At 43.0% G+C, this 11,371-nt stretch carries 8 protein-coding genes; 3 read left to right on the forward strand and 5 right to left on the reverse strand.

The window, feature by feature from the left end; genetic code table 11:
• The first annotated feature begins 51 nt into the window (after window positions 1-51).
• Both Q0K96_RS09755 and Q0K96_RS09760 read left to right on the forward strand, forming a co-directional pair.
• The gene (locus tag Q0K96_RS09755) at window positions 52-1,659 is read left to right on the forward strand and encodes a DUF4139 domain-containing protein (RefSeq protein ID WP_297333805.1); all 1,608 of its coding nucleotides are present in this window, start codon (window positions 52-54) and stop codon (window positions 1,657-1,659) included.
• A 126-nt stretch (window positions 1,660-1,785) separates the two neighbouring features.
• A complete protein-coding gene (locus Q0K96_RS09760) occupies window positions 1,786-3,156 on the forward strand; it encodes a PQQ-dependent sugar dehydrogenase (protein WP_297333806.1) in 1,371 nt (456 codons plus the stop codon).
• A gap of 80 nt (window positions 3,157-3,236) precedes the next feature.
• On the opposite strand, the gene Q0K96_RS09765 is transcribed toward Q0K96_RS09760, so the two are convergent.
• The 4 genes from Q0K96_RS09765 to mce all read right to left on the reverse strand — a co-directional run bounded on the left by Q0K96_RS09765 (window position 3,237) and on the right by mce (window position 6,871).
• Entirely contained in the window at window positions 3,237-4,661 is a 1,425-nt protein-coding gene (locus Q0K96_RS09765; RefSeq protein ID WP_297333807.1) for an MATE family efflux transporter, read from the reverse strand.
• Between the two features lie 167 nt (window positions 4,662-4,828).
• Window positions 4,829-6,034, reverse strand: coding sequence for an ABC transporter permease (locus Q0K96_RS09770; RefSeq protein WP_297333808.1), 1,206 nt, complete (start codon window positions 6,032-6,034; stop codon window positions 4,829-4,831).
• A gap of 8 nt (window positions 6,035-6,042) precedes the next feature.
• On the reverse strand, window positions 6,043-6,435 hold the full coding sequence (rbfA, locus tag Q0K96_RS09775) for a 30S ribosome-binding factor RbfA (RefSeq protein WP_297333809.1): 393 nt from the start codon (window positions 6,433-6,435) through the stop codon (window positions 6,043-6,045).
• A gap of 34 nt (window positions 6,436-6,469) precedes the next feature.
• Window positions 6,470-6,871: a methylmalonyl-CoA epimerase gene (gene mce, locus Q0K96_RS09780; RefSeq protein ID WP_297333810.1), complete on the reverse strand. Its 402-nt coding sequence runs from the start codon at window positions 6,869-6,871 to the stop codon at window positions 6,470-6,472.
• A gap of 171 nt (window positions 6,872-7,042) precedes the next feature.
• On the opposite strand from mce, the gene Q0K96_RS09785 reads away from it, so the two are divergent.
• The gene (locus Q0K96_RS09785) at window positions 7,043-8,041 is read left to right on the forward strand and encodes a sterol desaturase family protein (RefSeq protein WP_297333811.1); all 999 of its coding nucleotides are present in this window, start codon (window positions 7,043-7,045) and stop codon (window positions 8,039-8,041) included.
• Window positions 8,042-8,118: 77 nt separating this feature from the next.
• On the opposite strand, the gene Q0K96_RS09790 is transcribed toward Q0K96_RS09785, so the two are convergent.
• Window positions 8,119-11,371, reverse strand: a 3,253-nt coding sequence (locus Q0K96_RS09790; RefSeq protein WP_297333812.1) for a choice-of-anchor A family protein, incomplete at its 5' end; no start/stop codon positions are given.

The following is an 11,371-nucleotide window of genomic DNA, read 5'->3' on the forward strand; positions in this document are numbered from 1 at the left end:
TTCCCAACCTTTTTACTGTAAAAGTGCTCTTTATAAATAAAACCAATATTTATGAAAAAGCTACTTTTTGCATTACTGCTTTGTAGCGGTATTGCCTTTGCACAAAAACCGGTTTTTACCCAGGCTAAGGTAAAAGCCGCTACCGTATATTTTAACGGCGCCGAAATTACACAGTCTGCGCAGGCCGTTTTGCCTGCCGGAACCAGTGAACTGGTTATATTAAATGTTGCAGATTATATTAACGAGGCTACTGTGCGCGTTGGCGCGCCAAAAAGTGTAACGGTACTTTCGGTACAGTTTACCCGCGGTAATATTACAGAAAATGAGCCTGATGCCGCTTCGCCAGCACTTAAAAAAGTGCGCGATAGTATTTCGCTTTTAGAAACAGCCATACAGCGCATTGCTTTAGAGCGCGCATCAGAACAGAAAGCCCTTGAACTGCTCGACCGTAACCAGCAGGCAGCCTGCAAGGAATCAGGCCTTTCTGTAGATGAGCTTGCAAAGCTGGTGGAATTTCATCGCAACAAGCGCAAAGAAATAGTGCTGCAGGAAAACACCCTTGCACAAAAGCAGGAAAAGCTTACCGTTTTGCTCAATAACCTTATGAGCAGGCTCAACACCAACATAACCAAAGAACCGAACGCAAGCCGAGGCAAGCTGGTATTACAGGTAATGAATGATGTGGCAGGCAATGTGCCGGTAGAGCTTAGCTACCTAACATCCGGCGCTTCATGGTCGCCCTTTTATGAACTTCGGGCAGAAAATACAACCGATCCCATCAATATGGTATATAAGGCACAGGTTGTACAGCAAACAGGCATCGACTGGAAACAGGCAAAGCTTACCCTTAGCAGCGGCATACCCAACCAAAACAACATTGCACCGCTTTTGCAGGCATGGTTCTTACGGTTCGGGGCAATCTACCAACCTTATAATAACAGTAATGCGGTTATGAATACAGTTTCAATAAGGGGAGCAGCCAGCCTTGATAAAGCAAAAGTAGAGTTGCAGGAATCATCAGTATCCAATTATACTACTATAAGCGAAAACCAGCTGAGCATCAGCTTTGATATAGATGTGCCCTATGATATACTCTCTAACGGCAGGCAGCACAGCGTTACCCTTAAAGAAATAAAGCTACCCGCGACTTACAAGCATTATGCAGTGCCAAAGCTTGAAAAAGAAGCATTCCTTCTGGCAGAGTTAAGCGATTATTCGCAATACAATTTACTTAGGGGAGAGGCAAACATAGTGTTTGAGGGTATGTACATCGGTAAAACGTTTATAGACCCTAACCAGACTACAGATACGCTTAGCCTTAGCATGGGCAGGGATAAAAAGATATCGGTTACTCGCGAAAAAATAGCCGATAAATCGGGTACTAAATTCCTTTCATCCTACCGCGAGCAAACCTTTACTTATGATATTACAGTTCGCAACAACAAAAAAGATGCGGTAAGCCTTACACTGAAAGACCAGTATCCGTTAAGCACCGATGAAAAAATAGAGATTGAACTCCTTAAAGATGACGGTGCGCAGGTTAATAAAGAAACCGGTGTACTTACCTGGGAGCTTAAACTGAAGCCCGGCGAAACCAAAAAAGTACGGATAAGCTATAAAGTTCGTTACCCCAAAGACGAGGTTATAGCCAATTTATAGCCACCAACTAACCCTTATATTTTTAAAGCCTCCTGCATATTTAACGGGAGGCTTTTATTTTAGCAGTAGCGTGCTTTATAAAAAAATATTCCTACCTTAGTATAAGAACTTAATAAACAATCAGCTATGAAAAAAACATTACTATTAGCGCTTACGATGGCGGGCACATTTGCCTATGGGCAACAAGTAGGCCTTGAGCTTTTTGCCTCGGGTGTATCAGAACCTACAGAAATGGTGCATGCCGGCGACAGCCGCCTCTTTGTTACAGAGCAGGGCGGGCTTATAAAAATCCTTAATGCAGATGGTACGATTAACGCTACACCATTTCTTGATGTAAGCTCCTTATTGGCTTCTGCGGGTGGCGAACGTGGCCTGCTGGGGCTTGCCTTTCACCCTGATTATGCCACTAACGGGTATTTTTTTATTAACTATACCAACACATCGGGCGATACGGTTATAGCACGCTATACCGTTAGTGAAGATGAAAATGTTGCAGATGCCTCGAGTGCAATAGTATTGCTTACCGTTGACCAGCCTTTTAGCAACCACAATGGGGGCTGCCTGCGTTTTGGCCCCGATGGCTACCTGTATATATCTATGGGTGATGGCGGCAGTGGCGGTGACCCTAACAATTATGCACAAAATAAAGAATCCCTTTTAGGGAAAATGCTGCGTATAGATATAGATGGCGATTTGCCCTATACTATTCCGCTGAACAACCCTTTTCTGGATACAGAAGGCGCTGACGAAATATGGGCTTACGGGTTGCGCAACGCATGGAAATTTTCTTTCAACAGAAATAATGGCGAGGTATGGATAGCAGATGTGGGCCAGGGGCAGGTGGAAGAAATTAATAAAGTTGACCCTGCCGGCTCTGTATTTAACTTCGGGTGGCGCTGTTTTGAAGGCAGCCAGACATATAACAGCGAAGGCTGTTCGATAGTTGAAATGTACACAAACCCTGTAGCAGAGTATTTTCATGATGATACAGACGGTTGCTCTGTAACGGGCGGTTATGTGTATACGGGAGATATATATCCTGCCCTGCAGGGCAAATACCTGTTTGCCGACTATTGCAACAACCAGATAGGTATAGTAGATGAAAACTTTGATATCACCTGGTCAGATGTTTATGAGGGCAACTTTTTTACCACTTTTGGGGAGGATATTAACGGAGAACTGTATATAGCAGGAGGCGTGAGCGGTAATATCTATAAAATATTGGGCGGTACTATGTCTTTGCCGGAAACTGACGGCTCTGCATTCAGCCTTTACCCTAACCCTGCAACAGATGTGGTTACCGTAAAATCAGGTAACGATATAAACCTTACGGCTGCCGCAGTATATGACCTGAGCGGAAAGCTGCTTATGCAACAGCAATTCTCAGTATCATCTGAAAATACAGTTAACATAAGTAATTTACCTGCCGGTATTTACCTTATGCAGCTAACAGGCAGTAACGGTAATGTTTACAGCCATAAATTATCTGTAAAATAAGCTAAACTTATTATAGCAAAAAGGTGCTGTCTTGTTTTAAGACAGCACCTTTTTAATTTTCAGGTAAATTAAAACTATAATTATACCTGTACCTGCTTCCAGCGTCCTCTTTTAAACAGTATAATGCTGGCTATAGTTATGGCGGTTTCAGACACCGGTATGGCTATAAAAACGCCTGTTGGCCCCATATCCAATACTTTGGCAAGCACATAGGCAAGCGGTATCTGGAAAAGCCAGAATCCGAAAAAGTTAACCCTTGTAGGTGTCCGGGTATCGCCCGCGCCGTTAAAGGCGTTTATAAGCACCATTCCTGCACCATAAAAAACAAAGCCGCTGCTCAGTATCCTTATGGCCTGTACCGCTATGTCATGCACGTGGGCGTTGTTAGTAAAAAACCACATAATAGGCTCGGCTGCAAAAAGGCTTACCAGCATGATGATACCCATGTAAATAACATTAAACTTTGCCGTTACAAAAACCGACCTTTCGGCGCGGTGCACTTCTTTAGCTCCCAAATTTTGCCCTACCAGCGTGGCGGCAGCATTGCTAAGCCCCCATGCCGGCAGTAAAAAGAACATCATTATACGGAGTGCGCTCTGGTATCCTGCCGAGCCTTCATCGCCGCCTGTTGTGGCAACAAGCTGTGCTAAAAATATCCAGCTGCACGAGGCTATTACAAACTGCATAACACCCGGTGCCGCTATTTTTACAAGCGCTTTTATCTGTTCCCATTGTGGCTTAAAGTATGACAGCGCCACCTTTAGCATTCCTTTTCCGTTAAACAGGTTATACAGTTGGTAAGCAACGCCAATGCCGCGCCCCACCGTAGTGGCTATTGCGGCTCCTGTTAGTCCCATTGCCGGTATAGGCCCGAAGCCGTTAATAAAAGCCGGGCATAAAATGATGTTGCATATATTGGCTATCCAAAGGCTTTTCATGGCTATTGCAGCGTTACCCGCACCCCTGAAGATACCATTGAAAAGGAAAAGCAGCATGATAACAAAGCTGCCTCCCATCATGATACGGACAAAATCGGTTCCGTAAATCGCCGATGCTTCCGAAGAGCCCATCCATAAAAGGATATCCGTAGCATATATAAACCCAAATGCAGCTATAACAAGGTTTACTGCAACGGCTACTATTATGGCCTGCATACCTGCCCTTGATGCCGCTTCGGGGTCTTTCTCGCCAATACGGCGCGCCACAACGGCTGTTGCCGCCATACTCATGCCTATGGCAATAGAATAGATAATGGTGAGTACAGATTCTGTAAGCCCTACCGTTTGTACGGCAAAACTGCTGTTTTCCAGATGGCCTACAAAATAAAGGTCGACCAGTGCAAAAACTGATTCCATCATCATTTCGAGCATCATGGGTATTGCAAGAAGGAGCACCGCCCTGCGGATGCTGCCTTGTGTAAAATCGATATTACCGCCCTTAAGCGATTCTTTCAGTAATATAAAAAATCGGGAAAGCGCGCTTTTTCCCTGTAAAGCCTGTGTCATTATGTGGGTTGGATTAAATTAATAATAGCAAAGGGCAAAAGGGTTTTTGCCTTTAAATAAAATTTGCGGATGTAGTTGCCCTATTGGATCCGGACAGCAAATACTATCATAATTCGTAAGTGTATGGCGCAAATATAGAAGAAAAAATTACAGGCAATATAAAATTATCATGAATTTTCAAGTAACTTGCCATTTATGCGTGTTGCCGCCAGCCATGAGGCTAATATGCCTAATATATAGATGGTTGCAATAACTATGAGTATGTTATTGAGCGTTAACCTTACAGGGTATGCAAGTGTTTGCGTAAGCATAAGCAGGTTAAAATGTTCCTGTGCCATTACAACGCCTATGCTTATGGCAAGGCCGATAACTACACCGATTGTAGTGATAAATATTCCCTGTAAAAGGAATATCCTGCGTAGCTGGTTTACAGTAGTGCCCAGGCTGAAAAGGGTTTTAATGTTCTCCTTTTTATCCAGTATCAGCATGATAAGCGCACCTGCCAGGCAAAATAGTGTCATGATTACCACCAGTGAGCAGAAGAGGTACGTAACCAGGTTTTCTCCGTTAAGCATGCGGTATAACGACTCGTTTAGTTGTGCCCTGTTCTTAATGGTTATCTTATTGTCAAAAATAGTATTAAGTTCTTCGCGTACGGCATCTTCATCAGCATCAGGGGTAAGGCTTAACTCCAGCGCGCTTATCTGGTTCGGCTTAAAAAGCAGGAGCTCCTGCGCCAATCCCAGATCCATAAAAACATACTTACTGTCTATATCTTCGTTGATGGAATAAAAGCCGATAGGAACCAATGCCGCTTTTTTAAAACCTTCTTCAGGAGAGTTTATAAGGCCTTTTCCGGGTTTGGGAACAAATACTTCAAGAGCGCTGTTAAAATCAAGCAGCCCCATTGAGAGTTTAGACATAGTGCCGTAGCCTACAATAGCCTGGCTGGTACCCGGTTCGAGCCATTGCCCTGCCAGCACGTGTTGCTTAATGTTACTTACTGTAGGGTAAACGCTGTCTACCCCCTTTAAAAAAGCTACCTGTTCTTTGCCTTCATAATAAAAAAGTACCCGTTGTTCGGCAGTTTTAGAAAAAGACGTAATGCCTTTTACCTGTTTTAGTTTTGCTTCATCCTCTAATGAAACTATGAATGACTTGCCAAGCGCGGGCGAAACCTTTAGGGAAGGGTCTGTATCGCTGGTCATTGATATTGTAAACTCACGCAACCCGCTAAAGGCGGACATGATAATAAAAAGTGCTGCCGTGCTGGCCACTATACCCAATGCTGCAATAGCCGTAATAATGTTTACAGCCGAGCTCTTGCTCCTGCTTATGGTATAACGGCGGGCTATGTAAAGAGGGAAGCTCAAATGGAGGGTTACATTTTTTTGCGGCGATCCAGCAGTTCAGGATTGGTAATAGGGTTATTTTCACCTTTAAGTTCCTTGTCCAGTTTTTCCATCTGGTCGAGGGAATCGTCTATATAAAATATAAGGTTGGGCACTTTGCGCAATTGCAGCTTTACACGCTGCGCAAGATCATGCTTTATAAGCGGGGTATTAGAGCGTATGGCATTAAGCAGTTCGGCTGCTTTTTCTGTAGGGAAAATGCTGAGGTAAACCTTTGCAATAGAAAGGTCTGACGTTACATTTACTTTTGATATCGAGATAATAAGGTTGCTTATATTGTTTTTACGCACCTCTCCCTGAAGGATATCCACAAGGTCCTTTTGCAGCAGGGTGCCTATTTTTTTCTGCCTGTTTGTTTCCATAACGCAAAGGTACTTAAATTATAAATGCACAGGCTTATATAATTTCCTGGCAAAGTTCTACCAGTACACCATTGGTGCCTTTAGGGTGCAAAAAGGCTACGAGCTTATTATCAGCACCTTTTTTTGGCGTTTCATTAAGCACAGTAAAGCCTTCGGCTTTAAGCCGCTCTATTTCTGCATTTATATCTTCTACATCAAAAGCAATATGGTGTATGCCTTCGCCCTTTTTCTCTAAAAATTTTGCAATGGGGCTATCGGGGTTTGTAGCTTCAAGCAGCTCAATCTTGTTTGGGCCGTTCATAAAAAAAGAGGTCTTAACGCCCTCGCTGGCTACCTCTTCGGTTTTATAAGACGGGGCTCCCATCAGTTTTTCAAACAGCAGGTTAGACTCTTCAAGATTTTTTACGGCAATGCCTATATGTTCTATTTTCCTCATGTTGATTTGCATATTATGTGTAAAAATACTTATTTCTTTTTAATCAGGATTGTTGTTGCGGCACAACGTTAAACTTGTACTAAATGCCTTCAGAACTTTTTGAGGCGTTTTTTAAAGCGTTACCTTTAGTAAAATTGCTTTTTTTTAACTGTTTAACAATCACGTATTTTAATGGATTTCACAAACCCGTTAGTATATGGGGTTCCCTGCTTTTTGGGCCTTATACTCCTTGAACTTAGCTACAGCAAATTCAGCAAACGAAAAGACCTTTATAACTGGAAAGACCTTTCGTCCAGCCTTGCCATAGGTACAGGTTCTGCGGTGCTTGCGGCTTTGCTTAAAACAGTAACCGCTATTGTAGTTTTTACAACTGTTTATGAGCTTTTTAACCCTGTGGTAAATGGCGTGCGGGTTAACGTTTTCGGGTGGGAGTCGTTTGGCTATGCCTGGTATGTGTGGCTGCTGTGCCAGCTTGCAGATGACTTTAGCTATTACTGGTTTCATCGGCAAAACCACATGGTACGCTTTTTATGGGCTGCCCATATAGTTCACCATTCTTCAGATAATTTTAATTTAGGTACTGCGGTGCGCAATGGCTGGTTTACATTATTCTACAAGCCATTATTTTATATGTGGATACCCGCCATAGGATTTCCGCCCGAAATGCTCTTGGTATGTTTAGGAATAGAATCATTATGGCAGTTTCAGCTCCACTCGGTTTATGTGCCTAAGCTGGGTTTTGTAGAAAAGATATTCAACACACACCGCATGCACCAGGTACATCACTCAAAAAACCTGGAATATATGGATAAAAACCACGGTGGTTTCCTTAATATTTTTGATAAGATGTTTGGCACGTGGAAAGATTATGATGAAGATGTGCACATAGAATTTGGTGTAACCACACCGCCCGGCTCACATAATCCTTATGTAGTTTTAACCCATGAATATGCCAACATTTGGCGCGATATGAAAAGGTCAAAAAAATGGAAGCATAAGTTCATGTATATATTCGGGCCGCCCGGCTGGAGCCATGATGGCAGTACTAAAACCGTAAAGCAGATGCGCGAAGAAATAGCCCTGCTGAATAAACAGGCAGAAAGCATTAACCCAAAATCAGTGGATATTAAAGTTGAAAAGAAATCTAAAACTATCGCTGAAACGGTATAGTTAACTACTAATAGGACATATTATATAAATGAAAGAGCTGCCCAATGGGCAGCTCTTTCATTTATATAAAACATAATCTACTGAAATAAAATCTTAGAAGTACCGTAGTCAGTTTTAGCACCTGTAATGTTAAAGAACATTAAGCCTGTAGGCACATCAAAGTTAAACTGAAGCTCGTTCCTGCCTTCTTCAAGGTTAACAGGTGCGGTATAAATAAGTTTACCTGTAATGTCATGAAGCGTTACCGTTGCGGTATCGGCAACATCACTATACAGTAAGCAGTTAACATTGCCGCGGGATGGGTTAGGGTACACCATGAACTCATTCTGCATAGTGTTAAGCAGCTCTTCATAACCCTGTGGCGCCGATTTGGTAAACTTAACATCTTCAATGGTAAGGTCAAGATCGGTTGTGCCTGCCTTTACCGGTAAGAATGTAAAAGTTAGCATAGAAAGGTCGTCAGCGGTAATTTTTTGGTTTGTTTTTGTAGAAGTAAAAAAATCAAAAGGCACATAATAAGTCTGCTCCTCTTCGCCAACATTAATAATAGCCCTGTACTGGTGTTTCCATTCTTCTACAGATGCCTTTACAAGGCCAAGCTCCATCAGGCCGCTGCCTTTTGCTTTGAACGACAGGTAGCCATATTCGGTATAATCGGCAGGCAGGTTACCCGGCAGTAATGATTTATAAAGTGTGAGGTAATCAAACTCGCTGTGTGCTTTTAACTGCACATTTCTGTGTATGGCAAGCTCTTCTTCATTATAAACCCTCTCAAAATCATTATAAACAAAATAGCTGTTTATGGTAGTATAAGCAGCATCATAATCAAGTCCCCAGTTACCGTCAGCGTGATAGAAAGCATCCTGTATGGCGCCGTTAACTTTTATAAGGCCGTCATACTCATAGCCGTCTTTAACTTCAAGCTGTACTGTCTGCTCTTTTTGAGAGTTGAATGGGTTGTATCGTAGCGCAAACCCGTTGGTTTCGCTGTACACCTCATCCATAGCCACTTCTATGCTCTGGTTTTCTTTTGTGCTCTTTAGTTTCAGCACAAGGTTAACGCCTTCCCTCGATACTTTTGCAGCATAAGTTTCAGGCATTTTTTGTACTTCAGTCTGCTGAACAGGCAGGTAGCTGTTAAGGTTGTTAATGATGTCTTTTACCAGCTTAACAGTGTTTTCAGGAGTAACTGACCACACCTGGAAGTTATAAACATCATTGTAAGCAGTATATTCTTTTACGAACCAGTTGGTTTGTAATGCGTAAAAATTGTCATTATTATTCTTTCCTGCCGCAAAAGATATGGCATATTCAGTAACGCCGTTGCGTTGTTTTATGGCCTGCATTAAAAAGTTGTAGCCGTCTATAGTTACTGTTTTAACATCCATAATCTCTGCGCCGCGAAGCCTGTCGCATGAAGCTTTGGTGTGGTTATACACTTTATCTTCTGTCCTTACGCCCAGTACAACAGCCTTAGTTTTGCCGGAAAGCATAAAGTCAACGCTTAGTACTTCCTGGGCAACGGTATAGTCTAATATATCGGTAGGCGATGTAACATGAGCCACATTGCCCGGTGCAAGCTGAGACGGGAACATATCTAACATTGTCTGCCCCAGTGCAGAACGTGCTGAGTAGCTGTGCTGCATGCTGCCCTTGTTAAACAGCATAGCATCGGTTTTGGTTAATGCTGTTGGCACACTCTTCATTTTGCGCTGCACATATCTTTTAGAAACGGCATCGCCAAGGCTTTCGCTTTCAAGGCCGCCATCGTTACCTGTATTCACATCTTCAGATTCTATAATTACCGGGGTAGTGTAAGTTGCGCTGCAACCGTTTGCATCGATTACAAGGACGCTTACTGTATTATAGCCAGCCTGTGTAAACGTAAAGCTTGCAGAGCCCTGATTGGCAAATTGTGCTGCTTCAACATTATTAAGATACCAGGTAATGCTGTTGTAACTGCCTGCATTAGTTAAAGTTACCTGTTTTGTTATACTGCCGGAACCGCTGGCCGTTACCGATTGCGTAAATACGGCAGCAGCTACAGTGTTTACTGTTACAAACTGAGAATAAGTGTCTGAACCGTAGGTGTTGGTTGCAGTAAGTGTAACGGTATAAGTTCCGACTGCTGCATATTGTTTTACAGGGTTCATATCGGTACTTGTGGTGCCGTCACCAAAATCCCACGCATAAGTTACAGTAGCCTCCGGCTGTACCGCAGTACCTGTATTTGATGTATTACTGAATGTAAACTGGTTGCCGTTAAAGCATTGTGCCGTTTGGTTCACGTTGAATCCGGCTGTAGGTGCAACACCTGCAACAGGCGCACATCCGCTTATGGTTGGTGCAAACAGTGCGTAGTGCATTTCGCCACCGCCATGTATTAACGATTTTGCTATTACCTGCCCTTCAATGTTAGACTGGTTAACCGTTTTGTTCACATCTGCAAACGGGGCAAACACAGTACCCTCTATCGTGCTGTTGCCGGTAATATTAAGCTGGGTTGTATTGTAAAAATTATACAGTATATAAGGGCAGTTCTGGAAGCCGACACCTGCCTGGTTCCAGACTTTCCAGTTAAAAGTACCTGGTGCGTTTACATTTATAACCAGTATTTTAGATGCACTTGGCTGGTTGTTATAGGTAAACTGCTGTACATTATTCAGGTCGGTGCCCGTTATATTAAAATAGTTGATGCCATCCTGCATATTAATCTTAATCTGGTTGGGCAGGTTGGTATTGGGTATAGATTGTCCGTTAGGGTTGGTTAGCTGCGCATTGTGTGTGCATTGCGCTATGCTTAGTGAACTTGCCTTTAATGACTGGAAAGCTGCCGAAAAATCTATAACACCCGACTGGAAAACCGGGTTGTTGTTTACGCCTACATTTAGCTGGTTGGCGTTGGCCTGCAGCATTATCCTTGGAGAGGAGTTATAATCCGGTGTCGGGGTAACACGTATAGGCGATGCCGCATTATTCTGGTCGTAATACCAAACGTGTGAGCCACTGTTATTACCTATCTTTACATAGGCATTGTTGTTAACCTGTACTGCGTTGCCCGAGGTGTAATTAACCTTTCCGCCAACAAACAAGCCGATTTTTACATTATTAACCGTAAAAGTTCCGGCATCATTAACCGAAATCTGGTAGTTGCCCTGAATGGAAAGATTACCGCCACAGGCAACAGGCCCTTCAGATTCGTTAGTAATAAGTGTAAGGTTTTGCTCTGTAAATACATTAAAACCTTGTGCAGGTGCCGTAGGGCTTTGCGAAAAAACCTTTAGGCCCAGAAGCAATAAAGCACTGAGAGTAATTTTGGGGGTCATATTT

It is taken from the genome of Flavobacterium sp. (assembly GCF_024305175.1).
Taxonomy (GTDB): Bacteria; Bacteroidota; Bacteroidia; order Flavobacteriales; family Flavobacteriaceae; genus Flavobacterium.

Excerpts from the sequence above, each read along its gene's own strand:
- Q0K96_RS09755 (WP_297333805.1), top strand. The coding sequence starts at position 52 with ATGAAAAAGCTACTTTTTGCATTACTGCTTTGTAGCGGTATTGCCTTT.
- Q0K96_RS09760 (WP_297333806.1), top strand. The coding sequence starts at position 1,786 with ATGAAAAAAACATTACTATTAGCGCTTACGATGGCGGGCACATTTGCC.
- Q0K96_RS09765 (WP_297333807.1), bottom strand. The coding sequence starts at position 4,661 with ATGACACAGGCTTTACAGGGAAAAAGCGCGCTTTCCCGATTTTTTATA.
- rbfA (WP_297333809.1), bottom strand. The coding sequence starts at position 6,435 with ATGGAAACAAACAGGCAGAAAAAAATAGGCACCCTGCTGCAAAAGGAC.
- mce (WP_297333810.1), bottom strand. The coding sequence starts at position 6,871 with ATGAGGAAAATAGAACATATAGGCATTGCCGTAAAAAATCTTGAAGAG.
- Q0K96_RS09785 (WP_297333811.1), top strand. The coding sequence starts at position 7,043 with ATGGATTTCACAAACCCGTTAGTATATGGGGTTCCCTGCTTTTTGGGC.